Raw genomic sequence first — 23033 nt, 5'->3', positions numbered from 1 at the left:
GTCAGTAGCCCTGTGCGTTCCCCGCCATTGCGACCTCTTCCAGTGGCAGCAAGCGCAGCTCTGCACGCCGTTGTGCTGCTTCGTCCAGCAGCGCGTCGTAGTTCAGGGTGTGCATGTTTGCCAGGTCTGCCACCTGCCTGAAGGTGTACAACTCAGGTAGACGTTGGTCGATCACATGGTTGAGCACCGCAGGCCCGGTCAGCGTGTTGAGCCTTTCGGTATAGGCCTGGAATGCCGCCGCATGCTGTCGCGGCGGTTTGGGGACCTGGTAGAACGCCTGGCCCTCGGGGGTAAGGTAGCGTGCCAGGATCTCGTCGGAAATGGCATTCAGTACCGGATTGCCAGCACGGCTGCCAATCATGCTGGTGTTGTAGCTGGTATACATGCCCAATTGCGCATTGCACACCGGGCTCCTCAGCAGCAGCCCGTCGAGGGGCGTGGTGAGCGGTACGCTATCGATCTTTGCCCGCAGCTGCCCGGTTGCGTCCGGCTCGACCAGCAGATGGTCATCAATATCCAGGTAGATGCCCCCTTCGCTGTGCAGGACGCGGTAGCGCAAGATGTCGGAGGCCGAGGAGAAGTTGCTCGCCACACCGCCATTCCCTTCCAGCGCAGCCTGGTACTGGCCGAAGTATTCACTTGCCTCGAACTGACGATAGAAGGTCTGGTGCTCCAGCACCGCCACCTTCAGCCCCTCGGCGATGCGGGGCTGCAGCAGGGTCATGTTGCGTTCGAATGCCTGAGGGTTTGCGTTGGAGAGGTAGAGCTTGAGCGTGAAATCGCTGTTGCGCAGTGCCTGTACGTTGTTGTCGAGCGCAGCCAGGTAATCACCGGCGATCGTCCTGTCACCCAGCCAGATGTGAAATACCTGCCTGGGGACGGGGATGCCTGGTGCGGTCCCCAGGGCGTCGAGGTCGACGGGCAACTGCAGATCAATACCCAGTGCCCGCAGCGTACGCGAGCGCGATGCCGGGCTGATTTCCCGCGACGGGTTCGTATCGGGCAGCAGCCGGCTGTTCAAGGGCTGCAGCGGGTCGGTGCTGGCCACATAGTGCTCGGCGCCGCGTGTGCCGTTGGGGTATTTGAGCACGAAACTGTCCTGTCGGGCGTCGTAGTACAGTGGGTGGGGGCCATTGCCCGCATCGCCGATCAGTTCGTCACCCGTGCCGAATGCCCTGCGGCGCGTTACGCAGCGGGCAACGTGTGAATCGGCGCCGGGCCAGGTGGCAACCACATGGTCACCTGCCTCTGCGAGGTCCTGGAAATAGGGTGTCATCGCAGGGCCGGGCCAGCGTGGCGGCGACACCGGGCTCAGCGGGTAGCCTATGCGGCCATTGAGCCTCACCGGTTTGATGAAGCCAATAGGGCGTCGGCCGAACAGCGCCTTGCTCGCCTTGACCCCGCGCGCCAGCCCCGGGGCTGCGTTCAGCAGGCCGAACACGGCCTGCTCGGCGCCTTCGAGCTGTTGGTCCGGATGCTTGTCGTGCAGCGCCTGGTCCAGGCCTATTGTAAATTGGGCAACCCCGGCCACGGCAGCCAGGGGGACCAGTTCGGGAACCACCAGTAGAAACGGTGTGGCCAGGTTCATGGTCAGGTAGAAATAGCTGCGCCATGCGGCCTTGGTCACTTCACTGTCGCGCGTGATCAGGAAGTCGGCGTCGGATTGGCTGCGTTGACGTTGGGCCACCGTCAATGCTTCGAACAGGTTGTATTCGATGCGTGGGCTGTAAGTGTCCGCCTTGTAGTTGATCAAGGTATGCGGGTTCCATACCCTGACCAGGCGATACACACTGGTTGCAGGCCGAATGATCTGGCGGGGCGGGAAATCGGCCAAGCCCCGAAGCACCCGACGCAACCCCGACCAGCCAATCCTGTCCGGAATATCGCAAGCCCTGAAGTGCGCAAGCAGGGCAGCCCGTTTGGCTGCATCGCGGCATTGCCTTGCAAGCCACGCACGCATGGCGCCCGGGTTGGCGAACTCATGCAGCGGTGCCGCATTGCCCGGGATATACAGCAGGGTGAGGTGACTGCGGATATCGCTCAGGCAGAGGATGTCGCTTGATGGGTAACCATTGATGTTAAGCAGCCTGGCGTCTACCCCGTTGGCAATGAGGCTTGCGCCGTGGTGCCAGCGCTCCACTCCAGCCGCCCGCCACGCCAGGCTGCGTCCATGTTCGCTGAGGTTGCCCCGCAAAGCTTGCCGGTTGCAGGCAGCGAGGAACGCGATGCACGCGCTGGCGCTGTACTGGCTGGCGGTGCCGGCCCAGAAGTCATCGAGCTGGCGTTTGAATACGTTCTGGAAGTCGAGCTGCCAGATGAAAGCCTGGAAGGTCGTGGCGTCTACCTGGACATAAGTGCCGGCGTCGTAGCGCATAGGTGCGGTCTGGCGGAAAAGGCCATGGAATTCGGTGTGCACATCAATGTCATGGGCCAGGCCGCTTCCGGGCAACTCATCGACGATCGTCACTTGGCCGTGACTGAATTCCTGGGCCCAGCGCGCTCGACCGTGTAGCAGGGACAGGTCCGGCAGTGAACCGAGCAGGTCGAAGGCTGCCGTTCCGCCTTTTAGCAGCAGCTGCGCGATTTGCTCGGCAGCCTTGGAATAGCCGCTTTGCTGCCAATTGCTCAATAGTGCTTCGGTCAGGCTCATTTGTTGGACGACCTTGGCCAGCCAACCCCGCTTGGGTACGAATTTGCAATGCAATGTCACCGCAAGTGTGTTGTCGGGTTCCAGGTCCAGTTGCTGCTGGCGTGCCCAGTCGCGGATGGCGGCACTGGCATTGCGGTCCGGGCGTGGCACGGAACCCAACATTGCCTTGACGTAATCTTGGCCGGCTGCGCCGACCACGGGTTGGCGCTGGGTCATGTTCGGCTCCAGGAATGGTTGCCACCGACCTTGGAGAACCGGTTCAGGGGCAGCAGCGTACGCACCGCCTCGCGCATGCGCGGCAAATCGACGAACTGGTAGGCGTTGATGCGCGGTATCCCATAGAGATTGGTGAGCTGTCGCAGGAGACGCAGGCTAGGCAGTTGCCTATCGACCACGTCGCTGAGCAGGGCAGGGCCGGTGAGGTAGCTCAGCCGCTTGGCGTAGTGATAGAAGTTCGCCGGGTCGTCGGCCAGGCTGGGCTTGCTGTCGTAGAATTCGCGGTTGAGCTGGTAGCGCGTGTACATTTCTTCGGAAATGGCCTCCAGGGTGGGGTTGCCTGGGTGGCTGCCGATCATGCTGGAGTTGTAGAGGCAGTTCATGCTCATCCTTTCGTTGGACATGGGCGGTGCCAGAAGCAGCCCATTGGCGTCGGTGCTCAACTCGACCTGGTCGATGGGCTCACTGGCGTCGCCTTCCGGTCGCCCGTCGATGATCAATGGGTATTCGCCTGGTGCCAGCAACGTGTCATCGACGTCCATGTACAAGCCACCTTCGTGGTGCAGCATCGGGTAGCGCAGCACGTCGCATGCCGATGCATAGTTGCGGGCGACGCCGCCGTTGCCATCCAGGGCAGCGTCGTACTGCGCGTAGTACCTGCTTTGGCGGAAATTCTGGAAGAAGGCCTGCTCTTCCAGCGGCAGCACCTGCAAGCCCGGGGCATGACTGGTCAGCAGGTCCAGGTTTTCGGCATAGGCCTGCCGGGCTGTACTGGAAAGGAACAACCGCATGCTGTATTCGCTGCCTTGCAGCCGCGCTGCGTTCTGGCCCAGGTTGGCCAGCAGCTCCTGACCGATGATCTGGTCACCGACCCACAGGCAGGAAATGCGCTTGGGTATTGGCCAACTCCCCGGTGCTCTGACCGGTATCTGTAGCGGTAATGGCAGGTCGACGCCCAGCGCCCGCAGGGTCCGGACGCGCATTGCATTGGTTGCCACACGCCCTTGTGGTGCAGGTCGCAGGTCCCTGCTGCCGAGTACTGCCACGAAGCCGACGGGGTCGGCCTGGTTCACATCCTCGGCCTGGATGAAGACGTCCCGTGCCATGTCGTAGATGACGCGGGTGTTATAGGTATCGATGCTGGCTGCGAGCTTGTCTGGCTCACCATCGTACTGCGGTGTGCGAATGACTGCGTCGGCAACTGCCTGATCGCTGTCCGCCAGGGGCTCGATCGGGTCGGTGACATGGAAATAGCGGGCTCCCTCGGGTTCGGGTAACCGCGGCGGCGAAAGCGGGCTCAGCGGGTAGCCGAGCTGATCACGCAACCGTGTCGGTGGAGCGAAGCCCTCGGTCTTGAATTCGAATAGCGCCGAGGCCCGCGAGGCCCCGCCTGCCGCCAGTGGCAACGCGTTGAACAGGCCCCATGTGATGTTGTCGATGCCGTCCTGGCGTTGCTGCAATGACTTGCCATTGATCGCCTGGTCAAGCCCCAGGCTAAACTGGGCGATGCCGCCAACGGCCAGCAGAGGGGCCAGGCCCGGCACCACCATGCAAAGTGGCGCAAGCAGGTTGAGCGTGGTGGTGAGGTAGCCACGCCATCTGGCCTTGGTAACCTCGCTGTCAGCAGTGATCAGAAATGCGGCATCGTCGTAGCTGCGCTGGCGCTGGCGCTCGGCCAGCGCCTGAAACAGGTCGCCCTTCATCCTGGGGTTGTATCTGGCAGGCCGATAGTTGACATAGGTTTGCGGGGGCCAGGTGCCATCGTCGTTGAAGTAACCATGTTCAGGCGGTAACAGATGTCGCTCTGGGTAGGCGCCCAGGCCCTCCAGGGCGGTGTCCAGGCCGCTGAAGTCGAGACCTTGCGGGCAATCGGCCAGACGAAAGTGCTGTTTCAAGGCCTGGCGTCTGGCCGGGTCTTTGCATTGTTCGCCGACCCAGGCTTTCAATTCTCGTTCGCTGCTGAACGTCAGCAAGGGCGAGCTGTTGCCAGGTATGTACAGCACTGTCAGGTCGGTGATGGGGTCATTCAGGTACAACAAGTCGGTCGCTGCATAGCCGTAAATGCTCAATGTGCTGCGACGCACCCTGTTGCGCTTCGGCATCAGCCCAGCCGCCTGCCAGATCAGTTGCCGCGCCGGCTCGCTGAGGCTGCCTTCGCTGACCTGTTTATTGCAAGCTGCGATGAAGTTGAGCTTCAGCGCCAGCCTGTGACTGTGCAGATGGTCTCGCCAGTAGACATCCAGCGCCGCCTTGAAAGGCTGCTGGAAATCCAGATGGTTGATGAACTGCTGGAAGGCTTCGGCGCTTACCGGCAAATGGGTGGAAGCGTCGTAGCGTTGCGGGGCAGTGCGCCGGAACAGGCCGTTGAATACTTCGAAGGGAGCCCCGTAGTGATTGAAGACGGGTTGCGGGAGGCTCTCCACCAACCGTAGCGGGCCTGCGGGTAATGTACCTGCCCACGGTGCTTCCAGCAGCTTGCCGAACACGTCACTGGCCGACTCGCCCTGCCAGTTGCCCAGCAGTGCCTGGGGCAGGCTGATGCGCTGGCTGATTGCGGCCAGCTGGCCACCTGCACCGTCAGGGCAGTAGTGGAGGGTAACGACGTCGAGCTGGTTTGGGTCCAGGTCATGGCCTTGCTGCGCGAGCCATTGGCGGATGGCGCGGTTGGCTTCACGATCGGGGCGAGGCACATGGCCAAGGTGGTTTATAACGTAATGCGTGCCCATCACGTTGATGCGAGTCGAATGCATGAGGGTACCTTGCGCTGAGACGAAGCCGGCAAGGTTGAAGCAGGGGTACGGAAAAGCGGTGGTAGATATGTCGGTACGGGGCCTGGCCGATCTCGTCACCCCCCCGGCCCTCGGGCGCTGATGGCATTTTGGTCATGCATGTCACTATCCTTCCGCTTCCTGTCAGGTTCCCTCCTTACCCGGTGTCGCACTTAAACGTCCCTGCTTGTACGCACAAGGGATTTACGCAATGAACACCCTCTCTTCAAAGCAGGTGGCCCCGGCGCGTTGGCTGGTGTTGGTGGGCGAAAACGACCAGTATGACGATGACCCGCGTGCCTGCCCGTCGCTTGTTTCAAACCTGCCCAGCGAAGACCAGGCGCGGGCGCAGGTGCTGGTATACCCCGGCGCAGAGCAAGGTTTCAATGGGCTGGAGGCCGCCCAGGAGTACCAGGCCCCGTTCCTGCATCGTGGCCAGGGCGGCGTGGAGCGTTCGGCACCTGACCTGGCAGCGCGCGACACTTCGCGCCAGGCCGCGGTGGAGTTCTTCACCGAAAGCTTCGCCCCGACTGGGATAAGCGAGCGGTAGCAGTCGAAATCTAGGCGCCCTCGTAGGCGAGAGCATGGCGAAACTGCAGTGGCGGTTGCGGCATTTCCTGGCGCCATGCCAGGCGAAAGGCATGGCTGCTGCCGTAGCCGCAACGTTCGGCGATCTGTTCCGCGTTGAGGTGGCTGCTGCGCAAAAGCTCACGGGCCAGGTCGATGCGTTGGGTGCGCAGGTAGCTCTGCAGCGTTTGACCGGTATTATCGCGGAACAGCCGCGCCAGGTGCCGGTAGCTGACATTGAACTGGCTGGCCAGTTGTTCAAAGCTGAAGTGGGTACCGAGGTGTGCATCGATGTAGTCCTGGGCCGCATGCACCAACGGGTGGATGTGACCTTGAACGGCACGTTACCAAGATGGCGCAAAAGGGCAATTTGCATGAATACCATGGCGGTCAGGCGCCTTCGCCTCCGGGCAGCAGCCTTCCGAGCAGCGGTGGGGTTGCCCCTGGGGCGGCAGGTTCGTCATCGAAGCCCGCGGGCACTTTGCCCCGCAGGTGCCAGGCAAAGGCGATGATTTCGGCAATGGTCAGGTACAGCGCCTCCGGTATCTGGTCCCCCAGTTCCAGGCGCGCCAGCAGACGCACCAGCTCGGCATTTTCGTAGATCGGCACTTCGTGCTCGCGGGCCAATGCCAGGATGGCCTCGGCCAGCGCATCCTCGCCCTTGGCGGTGAGGGTAGGGGCTTGCTCCCCGTCGTAAAACAGGGCAATCGCCTGCCGTGCAGGTTGGTGCGTCATGCGTTCTCATCCACCCAACGTTGTTCTACCCGTGTACGCGGGCCTTGTGGCGGGATACCAGGATGGCATTCCAGATCACCCACATCCAGGCCCCGCGCCAACAGGCGTTCGCGCAAGTTGCCGAGCTGGCTGTCGATCAGCCGGGCTGTCGCCTCGCGTTCCGCCCAAAGCTGGCCACCCAGGCGGCCTTGGCTCAATTGTGCCTGGACCTGCACCGGGCCAAGGGGCGAGAGGTCGAAAGCCAGCTCGATACGCCACAGGGCTTGCAGCGGGTCGGCTGCTCCCTGCTGTCGGTCGGCCTGCTGTTGTGGCGTTTCCTCGCGTTGCAGCTTGACCTGCAACGGGATGAACTCCTGGCCGTGACGGATCGGCATTTCGGTTTGCCAGGTGGTCTGCAGGTTGCCGTTTTCCAGGGTGCCGGTCTGTTGCAGGCTGCTCATGGCATGGCTTTGCAAGCGCGAAACCGCAGCGGCGGCCAGGCGCAGCAGTTGTTGCAGGTCGCCTTCGTCTTCCATGGCCTTGAGCAGGCGTGACGGCAGCGGGAATGCGCCTGGCTGCGGCTTGGGGCTGACCCGTTCGAGCATGCCCAGCGCGCTGCGGGCCAGGGCCGGCATGGTAACGGCCAGGCTGGCGGGCGCCAAGTTGGGCGCCCCGGGTATGCTGGCCGGCGCGACGGTGATCAGCCGCAGCAAATGCGCCTTGAGGTCGGTGGCGACGCTGGCAGGGAAACCGCCCAGCAGTTTGGCTTCGAGAAAGGCACCGCTGTTGTTCAGGGCTTGGGCCACTGCCTTGGCATCACCCAGTTGCCGGGCTTCCGGCAGGCTGGCCAGCAGGCGTTCGGCGCTGGCTCGTAGTTCGCCATCGGCGCCTGGGTCGCGGGCTACTTGTTGCAGGGCGTCTAGCAGGCCAGGCAGCGAAGCCTGGCGGTTTTGCTGGGTCAGCAACTGTTGGGCAATGCTGAGCTGGTCCTGGCGGCCGCTGAGCGGTACGAAACGCAGTGACTGGTCGCCTTGCACCAGTGCGCTGAGCAGGCTGCCGACGGCCAGCGGGCGCGGGCTGTCCACGCTCAGGGTAGCGCCGGCCTGGGCACTGTTGAGCAGGCTGACCAGCGCCCGGTAGACGGCGGGCTGGCCGGGCGTCTGGGGCAGCGCCTGGTTGGTCAGGACCTTGCCCTGCAGCAGGGTACCGACCGGCACCTTGCTGGTGTCCAGGCGGGTGAGGGTGGCGACCTGGCTGGCGCTGGCCTGCTGCAGCATGATCGCCAGGCGATTGCTTTCAGTCTGGCTGACCGTGACCTGGCTGCCCTGGGGCAGGGGCTGGCTGGTGCTGGCTTGCAGCTGGGTCTGGGTGCCGTTGGCCTGTATCAGCCGCAGCACCAGCTGGAAGTCCTGGCCGACCTGGCGCAACGACATGACCTCGGCCTGGGCGGTTTCGCCGGGGGCCATCAAACCGGGCTGTGGTTGCAACAGGCGCAGCAGTTCGCCGGTCATGCCCGTCTTGATAGCCTGGGGACTGAGCGCGGTTTGTGCGCCGAGACTATTGATTTCAGTCATGATTGTATACAACCTGTCGAGCCCGCCCTCTTGGCAGCGCGGCGGCGCGTGTAATAATGCCGACCGTCCGTCGTTGCCAGTATAACGGCAGCGAGTGGGGCGACTTGAGATACAGGGCTTCAGGGCCGTGTTGCCTGCTTCGCGGGTGAACCCGCTCCCACAAGGTTTTGCGCAGCTTTCAAGCCCTGCGTTGAACCTGTGGGAGCGGGTTTACCCGCGAAGCAGACGACGCCGACCTCTAGCCCACAAAGATAAGGCGAAACCGTGATCCTTCACCTCCAAGCCGCGGGCCTGGCCTGCGAGCGCGACTGGCGCCTGCTGTTCGAGCACCTCGCTTTCGAGCTGCGGCCCGGCGACATGCTGCAGATCAGCGGCCCCAACGGCAGCGGCAAGACCAGCCTGCTGCGCCTGCTGGCCGGCCTGATGCAGCCGACGGCCGGGCAGATCCTGCTGGGTGGCAAGCCACTGGCCGAACAGCGCCACGCCCTGGCCAGCATTCTGTTGTGGATCGGCCACGCCGCCGGCATCAAGGACCTGCTCACCGCCGAGGAGAACCTCACCTGGTTGTGCGCCCTCCACCAGCCGGCCAGCCGCGAGGCGATCTGGGCGGCACTGGCGGCCGTCGGCCTGCGTGGTTTCGAAGACGTGCCCTGCCACACCCTGTCTGCCGGCCAGCAGCGCCGCGTGGCCCTGGCCCGGCTGTATCTGGCCAGCCCGCCGCTGTGGATCCTCGACGAACCCTTCACCGCCCTCGACAAGCAGGGCGTGGCGCAGCTCGAGGCGCACCTGGCGGCCCACTGCGAGCAGGGCGGCACAGTAGTACTGACCACCCACCACACGCTGGAACGCAAGCCCTCCGGTTACCGTGAACTGAACCTGGGGCAATGGGCGGCATGAGCGTATTCATCCTGTTGTTGCGCCGAGAAGCGCGCCTGCTGTTCCGCCGCCCGGCCGAGCTGGCCAACCCGCTGGTGTTCTTCGCCATCGTGGTTGCGTTGTTCCCGCTGGCAGTCGGCCCGGAAAGCCAATTGTTGCAAACCTTGTCGCCAGGTCTGGTCTGGGTGGCGGCACTGCTGGCGGTGCTGTTGTCGCTGGACGGCCTGTTCCGCAGTGATTTCGAGGACGGCTCGCTGGAACAGTGGGTGCTGTCGCCGCACCCGTTGGCGCTGCTGGTGCTGGCCAAGGTGCTGGCACACTGGATCTTTTCCGGGCTGGCGCTGGTATTGTTGGCGCCGCTGCTGGCGCTGATGCTGGGGCTGCCGAGCCACTGCCTGCCGGTGCTGCTCGGTTCCCTGCTGTTGGGCACGCCGGTGCTGAGCCTGCTAGGCGCGGTGGGTGCGGCGCTGACAGTCGGTCTGAAACGCGGCGGTTTGCTGCTGGCATTGCTGATTCTGCCGTTGTATATCCCTGTATTGATCCTGGGCAGTGGTGCGTTGCAAGCGGCGTTGCAGAATATGCCGGCAACCGGCCACCTGCTCTGGCTCGCCAGCCTGACGGCGCTGGCCGTGACCCTGGCACCCTTTGCGATAGCGGCCGGCCTGAAGATCAGCGTCGGCGAATAACGAGTCCCGGGCTTTCAAGCCCGGCCAATACCCTGGATGTACCCTGATGAAAATAAGCTGGACGTGGTTCCACAAGCTGGGCTCTCCCAAATGGTTCTATGCCATCAGCGGCCGCATGCTGCCGTGGCTTGCCGGCGCTGCCGTGCTCCTGCTGCTGGTCGGCATCACCTGGGGCCTGGCCTTCGCCCCCCAGGATTACCAGCAAGGCAACAGCTTCCGCATCATCTACATCCACGTGCCGGCTGCGATGCTGGCGCAGTCCTGCTACGTGCTGCTGGCAGTGGCCGGGGTGGTGGGGCTGGTGTGGAAGATGAAACTGGCCGACGTCGCCTTGCAATGCGCCGCCCCCATCGGTGCCTGGATGACCGCAGTGGCGCTGGTCACCGGGGCCATCTGGGGCAAGCCGACCTGGGGTAGCTGGTGGGTCTGGGATGCCCGGCTGACGTCCATGCTCATCCTGCTGTTCCTGTACTTCGGCATTATTGCGCTGGGCCAGGCAATCAGTAATCGTGACAGTGCAGCCAAAGCCTGTGCGGTATTGGCGATCGTCGGCGTGGTGAACATCCCGATCATCAAGTACTCGGTGGAGTGGTGGAACACCCTGCACCAGGGCGCCACCTTCACCCTCACCGAAAAGCCGGCGATGCCCGCAGAAATGTGGTTGCCGCTGCTGTGCACGGCGCTGGGCTTCTACTGCTTCTTTGGTGCGGTGCTGTTGCTGCGCATGCGCCTTGAAGTGCTCAAGCGCGAGGCGCGCGCCAGTTGGGTCAAGGACGAAGTATTGAACAGCCTGGGGCGGAGGGCCGCACAATGAGTTTTGCCACCTTCGGTGACTTCCTCGCCATGGGCCACCATGGCCTGTACGTGTGGACGGCCTATGGCATCTGCCTGGCGGTGCTGGCGCTGAATGTCGCCGCACCCATGGTGGCTCGCCGTCGCTACCTGCAAGATGAGGCGCGCCGCTTGCGCCGGGAGAACAACCAGTGAATCCGCAGCGCAAGAAACGCCTGTTGCTCATCGTCGGCCTGCTGGTTGGCGTCGGGGTTGCCGTCGGCTTTGCCTTGAGCGCATTACAGCAGAACATCAACCTGTTCTATACACCGACCCAGATAGCCAACGGTGAAGCGCCGCTGGACACCCGCATCCGCGCCGGCGGCATGGTCGAGAAAGGCTCGGTGCAGCGTTCGTCCGATTCGCTGGACGTGCGCTTCGTGGTCACAGACTTCAACAAGTCGGTGCCGATTACCTACCGTGGCATCCTCCCCGACCTGTTCCGCGAAGGGCAGGGCATCGTCGCCCTTGGCAAGCTGAACGCCGACGGCGCGGTGGTGGCCGATGAAGTACTGGCCAAGCACGACGAGAAGTACATGCCGCCCGAGGTCACCAAGGCCCTGAAGGAAAGCGGCCAGGCCGCCACCGGCGGGGAGGCCAGACCATGAACGCGGCGCTGGTGATCCCCGAACTCGGCCAGTTGGCGATGATCCTGGCCATCTGCTTTGCTGCCGTGCAGGCCAGCGTGCCGCTGCTCGGCGCCTGGCGTGGCGACAGCCTGTGGATGAGCCTGGCGCGGCCGGCGGCCTGGGGGCAGTTCGCCTTCCTGGCTTTTGCCTTCGCCTGTTTGACCCATGCCTTCATGACCGACAACTTCTCGGTCGCCTATGTGGCCAGCAACTCCAACAGCGCCTTGCCCTGGTACTACAAGTTCAGTGCCGTGTGGGGCGCGCACGAAGGTTCGCTGCTGCTGTGGGCGCTGATCCTCGGCGGCTGGACCTTCGCTGTGTCGGTGTTCTCGCGGCAATTGCCGCAGGTGATGCTGGCCCGCGTGCTGGCGGTAATGGGCATGATCAGCGTGGGCTTCCTGAGCTTCCTGATCATCACCTCCAACCCGTTCCAGCGCCTGCTGCCGCAGGTACCGACCGATGGTCGTGACCTCAACCCGCTATTGCAGGACTTTGGCCTGATCGTCCACCCGCCGATGCTGTACATGGGCTATGTCGGTTTCTCGGTGGCCTTCGCCTTCGCCATCGCCGCCTTGCTCGGTGGCCGCCTGGACGCCGCCTGGGCGCGCTGGTCGCGGCCCTGGACCATCGTGGCCTGGGCCTTCCTCGGTGTCGGCATTACCCTGGGCTCGTGGTGGGCCTACTATGAGCTGGGCTGGGGTGGCTGGTGGTTCTGGGACCCGGTGGAAAACGCCTCGTTCATGCCTTGGCTGGTGGGTACGGCGCTGATCCACTCGCTGGCGGTGACCGAGAAGCGCGGGGTGTTCAAAAGCTGGACCGTGCTGCTGGCGATTGCCGCGTTCTCGCTGAGCCTGCTGGGTACCTTCCTGGTGCGTTCCGGTGTGCTGACCTCGGTGCACGCGTTTGCCGCCGACCCGTCGCGGGGCATTTTCATCCTGATCTTCCTGCTGTTCGTCGTCGGTGGTTCGCTCACCCTGTTCGCCCTGCGCGCACCGGTGGTCAAGAGCCAGGTCGGCTTTGCCCTGTGGTCGCGCGAGACGCTGCTGCTGGCCAACAACCTGGTGCTGGTAGTGGCGGCCTCGATGATTCTGCTCGGCACCCTGTACCCGCTGGTGCTCGATGCGCTCACCGGGGCCAAGCTGTCGGTCGGCCCACCGTATTTCGACGCCTTGTTCCTGCCGCTGATGGCACTGCTGATGGTGGTGCTGGGCGTGGGCGTGGTGGTGCGCTGGAAAGACACTCCCGGCAAATGGCTGGCCAGCATGATGACCCCGGTGCTGCTCGGCAGCGCCATCTTTGCGCCGGTAGCAGGCTTTATCGTCGACGACTTCGACTGGCCGACCCTGACCGCCTTCGCCCTGGCCGCCTGGGTGGTGCTTGCCGGGCTGCGCGACATTCTCGACAAGACCCGCCACAAAGGCCTGCTCAAGGGCCTGCCCAGTCTGGGGCGTAGCTACTGGGGCATGCAGCTGGCGCACCTGGGCCTGGCGGTGTGCGCGCTGGGCGTGGTGCTGTCGAGTAACAACAGCGCCGAACGCGACCTGCGCATGGCGCCGGGCGAGAGCGTGGAACTGGGCGGTTACCACTTCCTGTTCCAAGGTGCCCGGCACTTCGAAGGGCCGAACTTCATCTCCGACAAGGGCACCGTGGTGGTCAGCCGCGATGGCCGTGAAGTGACCACCCTGCACCCGGAGAAGCGCCTGTACACCGTGCAGCAGTCGATGATGACCGAAGCCGGCATCGACGCCGGCTTCACCCGTGACCTGTACGTCGCCCTCGGCGAGCCGCTGGAGAACGGCGCGTGGGCGGTACGCGTGCATATCAAGCCTTACGTCCGCTGGATCTGGCTGGGTGGTCTGCTGACCGGCCTGGGCGGGTTGCTGGCGGCCCTCGACCGGCGCTATCGCGTCAAGGTCAAGACCCGGGTGCGTGATGCCCTGGGCGTGTCTGGAGCAGCTGCATGAAGCGTTGGATCATGGTAGTCCCCCTGGCGGTATTCCTGCTGGTGGCGGTGTTCCTCTACAAGGGGCTGTTCCTCAAGCCCGACGAGCTGCCCTCGGCAATGATCGGCAAGCCGTTCCCGGCGTTTTCCCTGGCCTCGACCCAGGGCGACCGTACCCTGACCGAGGCCGACTTGCGGGGCCGCCCGGCACTGGTCAACGTGTGGGCCACCTGGTGCCCGTCGTGCAAGGTCGAGCACCCGTACCTGAACCAGCTGGCCCGGCAGGGCGTGGTGATCCACGGCGTCAACTACAAGGACGACAATGCGGCGGCCCTGAAGTGGCTGGCCGAGTTCCACAACCCTTATCAGCTGGACATTCGTGACGAGCAGGGCAGCCTGGGCCTGGACCTGGGCGTGTATGGTGCGCCGGAAACCTTCCTGATCGATGCCAAGGGCATCATCCGCTACAAGCACGTGGGCGTGGTCGATGCCACGGTCTGGCGTGAGCAGCTGGCGCCGCTGTACCAGGGCCTGGTCGACGAGGCCAAGCCATGAAGCGGGGGCTGGCAGCTGCCGTGCTGGGGCTCTTCATGGGGTTGAGCCTGGCAGGCGTGGCCAAGGCGGCCATCGACACCTATCAGTTCCGCGACGATGCCGAGCGTGAGCGCTACCAGCAACTGACCAAGGAGCTGCGCTGCCCCAAGTGCCAGAACCAGGACATCGCCGACTCCAACGCGCCGATTGCTGCCGACCTGCGTCGGGAAATCTTCCGCATGCTCGGCGAGGGCAAGAGCAACCAGCAGATCGTCGACTTCATGGTCGACCGCTATGGCGACTTCGTGCGCTACAAGCCGGCCCTCAGCGGGCGTACCTGGCTGCTATGGTTCGGCCCGGGGATTTTGCTGGCCGGTGGTTTCGTGGTGCTGGCGCTGATCGTGCGTCGGCGCCGCAGTGTGGCCGTGCAGGGCGCCAATGAGTTGTCCGCCGAAGAACGCGAGCGTCTCGCCAAACTGCTGGAAAAAGAACAGACCCATGATTGAATTCTGGCTTAGCGCGGGCCTGCTGCTGCTCGCTGCCCTCAGCTTCCTGCTGATCCCGATCCTGCGTGGCCGTGGCCACCAGCAGGAAGAAGACCGCACTGCCCTGAACGTGGCCTTGTACCAGGAGCGCGTCGCCGAACTGGCTACCCAGCAGGCTGCTGGCGTGCTCGACGGGGCGCAGATGGCCAAGGGGCGTGACGAGGCCGCCCGTGAGCTGCTGGCCGATACCGAAGGTGCCGAGGCCGCGCGCCAGGGGCACCTGGGCAAAGCCCTGCCGTTGCTGGCTGCGCTGCTGGTGCCGCTGATGGCATTGGGGCTGTACCTGCACTTTGGCGCGGCCGACAAGGTGGAACTGACCCAGGAGTTTGCCGAGGCGCCCAAGTCGATGGAAGAAATGACTACCCGCCTGGAGCGGGTGGTGCAGGCCCAGCCGGATTCGGCCGAGGCCATGTACTTCCTGGGCCGCGCCTACATGGCCGAGCAACGCCCTGCCGATGCCGCGCGTACCTTCGAACGCGCCGTGGCCTTGGCCGGTCGCCAGCCCGAGTTGCTCGGCCAGTGGGCACAGGCGCTGTACTTCGCCGCCGACAAGCAGTGGAGCCCGCAGCTGCAGGCGCTGACTGACGAGGCGCTCAAGGCCGACCCCAACGAAGTGACCAGCCTGGGCCTGCGTGGTATCGCTGCCTTCGAGGGCGAGCGTTACCAGGAAGCCATCGACTACTGGAAACGCCTGCTGGCGCAGTTGCCGGAAGGCGATGCATCGCGTGCGGCGCTGCAGGGCGGCATCGACCGCGCTGCCGAACGTCTGGGCGGCTCGCCAGGGCAGGCTGAGGCGCCTGTGGCAGCTCGCCTGAAGGTTCGCGTGGAGCTGGCGGCGGCGTTGAAGGACAAGGTCAAGCCGGACGACACGGTGTTCATCTTCGCCCGCGCCAGCAACGGCCCACCCATGCCGCTGGCGGCCAAACGGGTGACCGTGGCGCAGTTGCCGATCGAGGTGGAATTGTCCGATGCTGACGCCATGATGCCGCAGATGAAACTGTCGGACTTTGCCGAAGTCCAACTCGTTGCGCGTGTATCGCGCGCTGGCCAGCCGACCCATGGCGAGTGGATTGGCCAAGGTACGCCACTACCCAGCGCCACTCAGGCCATCCAGCACCTGACTATCGACAGCCCCGACCCGTAAGAGAGCAATGCCATGCACAGCATCGTCCGCCTGACCCTGATCACCCTGGCCCTGGGTTTGTCTGCGTGTACGGTGCATGAGCCGTACGAGCAGCCCGAACCACCGATCGAGCGCCTGCCACCGCGGCAGGAGCCGGCGGCCAAGCCCTTGCCGGACAGGCAACCGGCCCCTGCGCCGAGCAAGCCTGCGGCTACCCCCAAGCCGATGCCACGCACCTCGGCCAGCTTCGCGCCGCCACCGGGCGGGGCCAGCCATTGGGACCCGAAGCTGGGGGTGTATGTGCTGGAGAAGAAGCCCAATACCTTCTACCGCCAGCGGACTTACTACCGCTTCGACAACGGCTGGAGCTGGTCGCTGAGCCCGGATGGGCCGTGGCAGGAAACTGACAGCAGCGGTGTGCCCGGTGGTCTGGGGCGAGCGTTCGCCCAGTAATTGAATGGGGCGGGTGGGGGCGGGAGGCTCGCCTTTGGTTCTGTATTGGCTGTGAGATTGAGCGCCGCCCGCGCGGCGCTTCGCGGGACAAGCCCGCTCCCACATTTGTTGCAACGTGCCGAACCTGACAGGCCATGGTTGTCAGCCTTGTTGCCTTGACGCGATTTCCCGGTTGGCGCTACCGCCGCCTCACCGGTCTCAAACAATGCGCCAAAGCGGGCAGCGCCTCTCTTACAGGCATGGTCACGTTGCAACAAATGTGGGAGCGGGCTTGTCCCGCGAAGCGCCGCGCGGGCGGCGCTCGATCTCGCTAGCGTCGCACCTCCTTCGCCAGGCCCCCCTAGCCCCCACGCGGCCTCCCTGCCACTCCACCGATACAGTACAGTTCCACAAACATTTATCGATTGACTGTACTGTCCAGTGACTCCGCATAATGTCGCCTCGAACTGACCCGGAGGTGGCATGCACAAGACTGTCCTGGTGCTGGTGGAAACCGTCGACGACTACCTGCCCCTGCTGGAGCAGGCCGGGTACCGCTTGATCCGTGCCCCCTCGCCGCAACTTCGGGCTGAGGCCATCCAGCGCCATGCCCATGAAATCGAGGCCGTGCTCACCCGCGGCCCGCTGGGCCTGACTGGCGGCGAAATCGACGCTCTGCCCAAACTGCAGATCATCTGCGTGATCGGTGCCGGCTACGAACAGGTCGACCTGGCCGCCGCTGCCGCGCGCGGCATCACCGTCACCAACGGCGCCGGGGCCAATGCCGACGCGGTTGCCGACCACACCCTTGCCCTGCTGCTGGCGCTGTTGCGCGACATTCCCCGCGCCGATGCCAGTACCCGCCGGGGCGAATGGAATCGGGTGATCAGCCCCTCGGTGAGTGGCAAGCGCCTGGGCATTCTCGGCCTTGGTGCGGTGGGGCTGGCGATCGCCAGGCGCGCCCATCTGGGCTTCGCCATGCCCGTCAGCTACCACAGCCGCACACCGCGCCAGGATGTGCCCTACACCTGGTACGACAGCCCGCTGCACCTGGCCGATGCCGTTGACATCCTGGTGGTGGCCACCCCCGGCGGTGCCAACACTCGCCACCTGGTCGATACCCAAGTGCTCGAGGCACTGGGGGCCGAGGGCTACCTGGTGAATATCGCCCGTGCCAGCGTGGTCGACACCCAGGCCCTGGTGACTGCGCTGCAGCACGGCCGGCTGGCGGGTGCGGCACTGGATGTGTTCGATGACGAGCCGGCTGTGCCCGATGCCCTCAAGGCGCTCGGCAACACCGTCCTCACGCCCCATGTGGCCGGCCAGTCGCCGGAGGCGGCGCGCGACACGGTGGCCCTGGTGCTGCGCAACCTGCAGGCGTTCTTTGCCGGTGAAGCCGTGTTGACCCCGGTACGCCAATAACCCTTTTTCATACATTTGCCTGGCCGTGATCGGGCAACAAGGAGTGCGTGCATGCAACTTGAAATCTTCCAGGTCGATGCGTTTTCCACCGAACCGTTCGGCGGCAACCCGGCGGCAGTGATCCCGCTGCAAAGCTGGCTGCCGGACGATGTGCTGCAGCGCATCGCCGAAGAGAACAACCTGTCGGAAACTGCCTACTTCGTGCGCAACGGCGAAACCTTCGACCTGCGCTGGTTCACCCCGACCGTGGAAGTCGACCTGTGCGGCCATGCCACCCTGGCCTCGGCCTATGTGCTGTTCGAACAACTGGGCGAGCAGGCGCAGGTGCTGCGCTTCAATACCCGCAGTGGCGAGCTGCGTGTCAGCCGCAATGCCGACGGGCTGCTGGCCATGGACTTCCCGGCCAAGCAGCCGGTCGCCGTGGACATCCCGCCGGGCCTGCTGCAGGCGCTGGGCTTGAGCCAGGCCCAGGCGTTGTTCCGCAGCGATGACTATGTGGTAGTGGTCGATGATCCCCTGTTGCTCGACACCCTGAAGCCGGACTTCGTTGCGCTATCGGCCTTTGACGTGCGCGGCATCGCCGTGACCGCGGCAGGCCGTGGCTTTGATTTCGTCACCCGCTGGTTCGGCCCGCGGGTTGGCGTGAACGAAGACCCGGTGACCGGCTCGGCGCACACCTCGCTGGCCCCGGTATGGGCCGAGCGCCTGGGTAAGAACATGCTGAGCTGCGAGCAGGGTGGGGCGCGCAAAGGGCAGTTGCAGTGCGAACTGCCGGGTAATGGCCGGGTGATCATCAGCGGGCGGGCGGCGCTGTACCTGCGCGGTACGGTGTACATCTGACCCCGGGTAACTGTCTTGTGCTGCCTGTGCCGGCGATGAGGCCGGTACAGGCATCTATACTTGCTGGCCCATCTTCCGCTCAAGGAGTCAGCCATGGCCATGGAAAAACAAGGCACCTGCCTGTGTGGTGCCACCCGGCTCAAGGTCACCGTCGACAACACCCATATCAGCGCCTGCCATTGCAGCATGTGCCGCAAATGGACCGGCGGCCCTTTGCTGGTGGTGCACTGCAGCCAGCCCCCCGTGATAGAAGGGCGCGCCCCCAGCGTGTACGACTCCTCCGAGTGGGCTCAGCGCGGCTTCTGCGGCCAGTGCGGTACGCACCTGTATTACCGGCTCAAGGCCAATGACTTCCATGCCGTGCCGGTCGGCCTGCTCGACGGCGACCAGGAATGGGACTTCGACCTGCAGATTTTCGTCGAGCAGAAACCGGCCTGGTATTGCTTCGCCAACCAGACCAAGGAACTGACCGGCCAGGAAGCCTTCGAGCAACTCGGCTGACGTGCACGCGAACTTGCCAAACCGGTGCATTCCTGAGAAAAGGGCGGCTTTGTTTCCAGCGTTGGAGTATGCCCCGTGAGCGAAGAACTGCAGATCATCGACCTTGTGGAGGGGGATGGCAAAGCCGCCGTCAAAGGCGCCCTGATCACCACCCAGTACACCGGCTGGCTGGCCGACGGCAGCGAATTCGACTCGTCCTGGTCACGTGGCAAGCCGTTCCAGTGCGTGATCGGCACTGGTCGGGTGATCAAGGGCTGGGACCAGGGTTTGATGGGCATGCGCGTTGGCGGTAAGCGCAAGCTGCTGGTTCCGGCGCACCTGGGCTATGGCGAACGCAGCGTCGGGGCGATTCCGCCGAATTCGGATTTGACCTTCGAGATCGAATTACTGGAAGTGCTGACGCGGGACGATTGAGTGGCCTATTGCAACCCGATGTTCTTGCGCCCTACACAATTCAGCAACACCCATCCTCTAACGTAAGCCTTGCCTAGGGAACGGCATCCACCTCCAGGGAGGAACCAAACGGGTTCAGGGCACTCTCACCCTCACTCGTTGCCAAGGACGGCATTCACTACAAGGATGCCCCGCAGTGCTGTTGCCGGGGTGATGTGGCGGGTCAACCCGATTTTTTCTGCCACACGAGCCTGCCTTGATGAAGTTGCCAACATTCTTCCGCCGTCGTCGTCACTGGTTGCTGAGCCTGGTGCTGACAGCCGTCGCCGTACCGCTGGCGCTGGAGGCTGTCGAAAGCCGGGCGCAACCGGTGGATGGCACCCAGACCCTGGTGTTCCTGCGCCACGCCGAGAAACCGGGCGAAGGGTTGGGCCAGTTGAACTGCCAGGGCCTCAACCGTGCGCTGGACCTGGCAACCGTGCTGCCCGAGCGTTTTGGCAAGGCCGATTACGTGTTCGCTGCCAACCCCTCGCGGCATGTGGAGGAAGGCAGCAAGGACGAGAGCTACAGCTATATCCGCCCGCTGATGACCATCAGCCCCAGTGCCATTCGCCTGGGCCTGCCGGTAAACATCGACTTCGGCGCCAACGACACCGACGCGCTGGCCGAAGAGCTGCTGCGCGACAAGTACCGTAACGCGACCGTGTATACCGCCTGGTCGCATGGCTACCTCCCCGACCTGATCAATACCGTGGCTGGCAAGGCCCTGGGTGAAGAGCGGGTGATCACCGAGGACTGGAGTGGTGACGACTTCGACACCCTCTACGTGCTGACCCTGACCTGGCACGACGGCAAGGCCAGCCTGCTCAGCCGTAACGTGCGTCAGGGCCTGAATGATGGTGCGCATAGCTGCCCGACCTGATCCGCTGGTACTGCTCTGCCAGGAAGCCTGAATAATGATGCTTCGGCAGGACCGGCCTCTTCGCGGGTAAACCCGCTCCCACAGGTACTGCACAAGCCCCGAGAGCAATGCGGTCCCTGTGGGAGCGGGTTTACCCGCGAAGAGGCCAGGTCAGGCGAAAGATGCCTAACGCCCGAACTGCATCGGCCAACCCACCACTTTCTTCGCCCTTGGCGTGGCATAGGTACGTACCTTGGAGGTACTCAAGCCCATCCGCACCAGCGATTCGGCAATGGTTACCGCTGCGCTCACACCATCCACCACCGGCACGCCGGTGCGTTGGCGGATCTGCTCGTCCAGCCCGGCCATGCCGCCGCAACCCAGGCAGATCACCTCGGCCTTGTCGTCACGCACGGCGCGTTCCGCCTGCTCGACAATCGCTTCCACGGCACGCTGCGGATCGGCTTCCAGCTCCAGCACTGCCAGCCCGCTGGCCCGCACCGATGCGCAGCGGTCATACAGGCCAGAGAGCTTCAGGCGGTCTTCGATCAGCGGCACGGTGCGGTCCAGGGTGGTCACCACCGAGTAGGCATGGCCCAGGTACATCGCGGTGCTGGCGGCGGCATCGGTGATGTCCACCACCGGCACATTCAGCAGCTCCTGCAGGCCTTCTCGGCCGTGTTCGCCGTAACCCGCCTGGATCACGGCGTCATAGGCGCCTTCGTAGGCCAGCACCCGGTCCATCACTGCGATGGCGGCCAGGTAGCTTTCGAAGTTGCCTTCCACCGACTCGGCACCGAACCACGGGGTGAGACCGATGATTTCAGTGCCGGGCGCGGCCACCGCACGGGCTTGTTCGACAATGGCTTCGGTGATGGCTGCGGTGGTGTTGACGTTGGCGATCAGAATACGCATGGGCAGTCCTCCCTGATCAATGGCTGCTGTGGTCAACGGCGATGCACTCGCCGCTGACATCGTGGTATTGGCATTTGCGTGGCGCGATCAGCAGGTACAGGGCGGCGGCGATTCCGGCACCGATCAGCCAGGAGAATGGCGCCACGCTGTGGAAGTTGGGCACCAGGGCCAGGACGATGGCCAGCAGCGCGGCCGGCACGAAGGCGGCCACGGCGCGCAGGTTGATGCCCTTGGTGTAGTGGTAGGCGCCGGTCGGGTCTTCGCTGTACAGCTGTGGCACGTTGATGCAGCCTTTGCGCAGCAGCCAGTAGTCGGACATGATCACCCCGTACAGCGGGCCGAGCAGGGCACCCAGGCCGGACAGGAAATACACGATCACCAGCGGGCTGTTGTACAGGTTCCACGGCAGGATCAGCACCGCCAGGGTGGCGCTGATCAGCCCGGCGCGGCGGAAGTTCAGGTGGCGCGGTGCCAGGTTGCTGAGGACAAAGGCCGGGGCTACGAAGTTGGCCATGATGTTCACCGCCACGGTGACGATCAGGAAGGCCAGGCAGCCAAGTACCAGGAACGCTGTGCTAGGAATGGCGGCGACGATCTGGGTCGGGCTGTCGATGATCTGGCCGTTGATCCGGAACTGTGCGCCGCACAGCACCACGGTGATCATGGCGAACACCAGGATGTTCACCGGCAGGCCCCAGAAGTTGCCGACGCGGATGGTCTTGCGGCAGGGCGAGGAGCGGGCAAAGTCACAGAAATTCAGCACCAGGGTGCCGTAGATCGCCAGCCACAGCGCGCCGCCGGCAAAGATGTTGCGCCACATCTCGTAGCCGGTCAGCGGCTCGGCCACCGACCAGGCGATACGGGCGTCGGCCTTGAAGTACATGAACACTGCCAGCGCGGCGACGGTCAGCAGGATTACCGGGCCGGCGAAGGCCTCGTAGCGGCGTACCATCTCCATGCCGTAGGCCAGGATCACCAGTTGCACCAGCCAGATCGAGACGAAGCACACCCAGCCCAGGCTCGACAGGCCGAGGATGCTGTCATGGTCGTAGGCTGCCATTTGCGGCCATACGGCGGTGAGCAGCACGCGCAGCACCACCGAAGCCAGGTAGGTCTGGATGCCGAACCAGGCGATGGCGATGACCGCGCGGATCAGCGCCGGGATCTGCGCGCCGTGGATACCGAAGGCGATGCGGCTGATGACCGGGAACGGCACGCCGGTCTTCTGCCCCATGTAGCCGGACAGGTTCATGAAGAAGTACACCAGCGCCGCGCCGATGGCCAGCGACAGCAGGATCTGCCAGCCACCCAGGCCGAGGGCGAACAAGCCCATGGCGAACGAATAGTTGGCGATGTTGTGCACATCGTTGGTCCACAGCGCGAAGATGCTGTAGCGGCCCCAGCGGCGGCCTTCGATGCGCGTCGGGGCGAGGTCGCGATTATGCAGGCGCGGGCTCAGGGCAAGTTCGGGCTGGCTGTCGGCGAGAGGGGAAACGGGGTGGGTGCTGGCGACGGATAGTTCAGGGGCAAGGTCGAGACTGGTACTCATTCCGGCGGGCTCCTGATGCACTTGGACTGCGATGAGCGGGCATGCGCACGGGCTCGCCATCTCGTCGGTGCAGCGTTGGCATCTCAGGGTTTGGGGCGCGGCGGCCGATATGGGGTCGGCGTCGCGGGTTCTTGTGTATTTATGTTTTGATCGATTTGTATACAAAACACGAACACACAAAAGCGAGTTCCATGCCAAGGAAAAAGCAACTTTCAGTTGGCCATCATTTTGAGTCTATCTTGCTGAAATATAAGTTGATGAAATGAAGGGAATATAAGTTGACCAAATGAACAGGTTTAAATTTTTCGAAGATGATTTAGTTGATCATTTGGTCAGAATAAGTTGTAGGAGGTGTGTAACCTATTGGGGCGTGACTTTGAAAAGTGCACACAAAAACGGCACTTAAGGTGACATTCTTGTGTACA

General features: G+C 64.0%; 23 protein-coding genes. 16 read left to right on the top strand and 7 right to left on the bottom strand.

From position 1 onward, the window contains the following. Nucleotide 1: 1 nt before the first annotated feature. Together CAY82_RS23280 and CAY82_RS23275 are read right to left on the bottom strand one after the other, a co-directional pair. On the bottom strand, nt 2–2866 hold the full coding sequence (locus tag CAY82_RS23280; RefSeq protein ID WP_087503250.1) for a DUF6543 domain-containing protein: 2865 nt from the start codon (nt 2864–2866) through the stop codon (nt 2–4). Beyond that, the gene (locus CAY82_RS23275; RefSeq protein ID WP_087503249.1) at nt 2863–5616 is read right to left on the bottom strand and encodes a DUF6543 domain-containing protein; all 2754 of its coding nucleotides are present in this window, start codon (nt 5614–5616) and stop codon (nt 2863–2865) included. Before CAY82_RS23275 ends, CAY82_RS23280 begins: the two co-directional genes overlap by 4 nt. A 229-nt stretch (nt 5617–5845) precedes the next feature. On the opposite strand from CAY82_RS23275, the gene CAY82_RS23270 reads away from it, so the two are divergent. After that, a complete protein-coding gene (locus tag CAY82_RS23270) occupies nt 5846–6184 on the top strand; it encodes a hypothetical protein (protein ID WP_170931118.1) in 339 nt (112 codons plus the stop codon). 10 nt (nt 6185–6194) lie between these two features. Here the strand turns inward: CAY82_RS23270 and CAY82_RS23265 are convergent, their stop codons facing one another. The 3 genes from CAY82_RS23265 to CAY82_RS23255 all read right to left on the bottom strand — a co-directional run bounded on the left by CAY82_RS23265 (nt 6195) and on the right by CAY82_RS23255 (nt 8489). Then, nucleotides 6195–6515: a helix-turn-helix domain-containing protein gene (locus CAY82_RS23265; protein WP_256576328.1), complete on the bottom strand. Its 321-nt coding sequence runs from the start codon at nt 6513–6515 to the stop codon at nt 6195–6197. Between the two features lie 76 nt (nt 6516–6591). Beyond that, nucleotides 6592–6936, bottom strand: a complete 345-nt coding sequence (locus tag CAY82_RS23260; protein ID WP_087503248.1) for an EscU/YscU/HrcU family type III secretion system export apparatus switch protein — start codon at nt 6934–6936, stop codon at nt 6592–6594. Next, nucleotides 6933–8489, bottom strand: a complete 1557-nt coding sequence (locus tag CAY82_RS23255) for a flagellar hook-length control protein FliK (protein ID WP_087503247.1) — start codon at nt 8487–8489, stop codon at nt 6933–6935. Before CAY82_RS23255 ends, CAY82_RS23260 begins: the two co-directional genes overlap by 4 nt. A 264-nt stretch (nt 8490–8753) precedes the next feature. On the opposite strand from CAY82_RS23255, the gene ccmA reads away from it, so the two are divergent. The 15 genes from ccmA to CAY82_RS23180 all read left to right on the top strand — a co-directional run bounded on the left by ccmA (nt 8754) and on the right by CAY82_RS23180 (nt 20165). Continuing rightward, nucleotides 8754–9386 (top strand): cytochrome c biogenesis heme-transporting ATPase CcmA, encoded by a 633-nt coding sequence (gene ccmA, locus CAY82_RS23250; protein ID WP_087503246.1) that lies wholly within the window; start codon nt 8754–8756, stop codon nt 9384–9386. Continuing rightward, the gene (gene ccmB / locus CAY82_RS23245; RefSeq protein ID WP_012273477.1) at nt 9383–10051 is read left to right on the top strand and encodes a heme exporter protein CcmB; all 669 of its coding nucleotides are present in this window, start codon (nt 9383–9385) and stop codon (nt 10049–10051) included. The genes ccmA and ccmB overlap by 4 nt, the downstream gene beginning before the upstream one ends. 46 nt (nt 10052–10097) lie before the next feature. Continuing rightward, a complete protein-coding gene (locus tag CAY82_RS23240) occupies nt 10098–10865 on the top strand; it encodes a heme ABC transporter permease (protein ID WP_012273476.1) in 768 nt (255 codons plus the stop codon). Continuing rightward, complete coding sequence (gene ccmD, locus CAY82_RS23235; protein ID WP_087503245.1) at nt 10862–11038, top strand: heme exporter protein CcmD; 177 nt, start codon at nt 10862–10864, stop codon at nt 11036–11038. Before CAY82_RS23240 ends, ccmD begins: the two co-directional genes overlap by 4 nt. Continuing rightward, entirely contained in the window at nt 11035–11490 is a 456-nt protein-coding gene (gene ccmE, locus CAY82_RS23230; protein ID WP_087503244.1) for a cytochrome c maturation protein CcmE, read from the top strand. The genes ccmD and ccmE overlap by 4 nt, the downstream gene beginning before the upstream one ends. An 11-nt stretch (nt 11491–11501) precedes the next feature. Beyond that, a complete protein-coding gene (locus CAY82_RS23225) occupies nt 11502–13475 on the top strand; it encodes a heme lyase CcmF/NrfE family subunit (RefSeq protein WP_170931120.1) in 1974 nt (657 codons plus the stop codon). Further along, nucleotides 13472–14008 (top strand): DsbE family thiol:disulfide interchange protein, encoded by a 537-nt coding sequence (locus tag CAY82_RS23220; protein WP_087503242.1) that lies wholly within the window; start codon nt 13472–13474, stop codon nt 14006–14008. Before CAY82_RS23225 ends, CAY82_RS23220 begins: the two co-directional genes overlap by 4 nt. Beyond that, the gene (locus CAY82_RS23215; RefSeq protein ID WP_087503241.1) at nt 14005–14493 is read left to right on the top strand and encodes a cytochrome c-type biogenesis protein; all 489 of its coding nucleotides are present in this window, start codon (nt 14005–14007) and stop codon (nt 14491–14493) included. The genes CAY82_RS23220 and CAY82_RS23215 overlap by 4 nt, the downstream gene beginning before the upstream one ends. Continuing rightward, the gene (ccmI, locus tag CAY82_RS23210) at nt 14486–15676 is read left to right on the top strand and encodes a c-type cytochrome biogenesis protein CcmI (RefSeq protein WP_087503240.1); all 1191 of its coding nucleotides are present in this window, start codon (nt 14486–14488) and stop codon (nt 15674–15676) included. The genes CAY82_RS23215 and ccmI overlap by 8 nt, the downstream gene beginning before the upstream one ends. 12 nt (nt 15677–15688) lie before the next feature. Beyond that, the gene (locus CAY82_RS23205; protein WP_087503239.1) at nt 15689–16108 is read left to right on the top strand and encodes a hypothetical protein; all 420 of its coding nucleotides are present in this window, start codon (nt 15689–15691) and stop codon (nt 16106–16108) included. A 462-nt stretch (nt 16109–16570) separates the two neighbouring features. After that, nucleotides 16571–17509, top strand: coding sequence for a 2-hydroxyacid dehydrogenase (locus CAY82_RS23200; protein WP_087503238.1), 939 nt, complete (start codon nt 16571–16573; stop codon nt 17507–17509). 51 nt (nt 17510–17560) lie between these two features. Beyond that, complete coding sequence (locus tag CAY82_RS23195) at nt 17561–18349, top strand: PhzF family phenazine biosynthesis protein (RefSeq protein WP_087503237.1); 789 nt, start codon at nt 17561–17563, stop codon at nt 18347–18349. A 93-nt stretch (nt 18350–18442) separates the two neighbouring features. Continuing rightward, the gene (locus CAY82_RS23190) at nt 18443–18850 is read left to right on the top strand and encodes a GFA family protein (protein WP_087503236.1); all 408 of its coding nucleotides are present in this window, start codon (nt 18443–18445) and stop codon (nt 18848–18850) included. A 75-nt stretch (nt 18851–18925) separates the two neighbouring features. Continuing rightward, nucleotides 18926–19264: an FKBP-type peptidyl-prolyl cis-trans isomerase gene (locus CAY82_RS23185; protein ID WP_087503235.1), complete on the top strand. Its 339-nt coding sequence runs from the start codon at nt 18926–18928 to the stop codon at nt 19262–19264. A 238-nt stretch (nt 19265–19502) separates the two neighbouring features. Further along, nucleotides 19503–20165, top strand: a complete 663-nt coding sequence (locus CAY82_RS23180) for a histidine phosphatase family protein (RefSeq protein WP_087503234.1) — start codon at nt 19503–19505, stop codon at nt 20163–20165. A gap of 165 nt (nt 20166–20330) precedes the next feature. Here the strand turns inward: CAY82_RS23180 and CAY82_RS23175 are convergent, their stop codons facing one another. Beyond that, nucleotides 20331–21059, bottom strand: coding sequence for an aspartate/glutamate racemase family protein (locus CAY82_RS23175; RefSeq protein WP_087503233.1), 729 nt, complete (start codon nt 21057–21059; stop codon nt 20331–20333). A 16-nt stretch (nt 21060–21075) separates the two neighbouring features. Further along, the gene (locus tag CAY82_RS23170; RefSeq protein ID WP_087503232.1) at nt 21076–22608 is read right to left on the bottom strand and encodes an NCS1 family nucleobase:cation symporter-1; all 1533 of its coding nucleotides are present in this window, start codon (nt 22606–22608) and stop codon (nt 21076–21078) included. Nucleotides 22609–23033: the final 425 nt, after the last annotated feature.

The organism is Pseudomonas sp. SID14000 (assembly GCF_002165135.1).
In the GTDB taxonomy this organism is placed as follows: Bacteria; Pseudomonadota; Gammaproteobacteria; order Pseudomonadales; family Pseudomonadaceae; genus Aquipseudomonas.
Note: the sequence above shows the minus strand (reverse complement) of the source record. Positions and strands in the feature narration are given on the sequence as shown.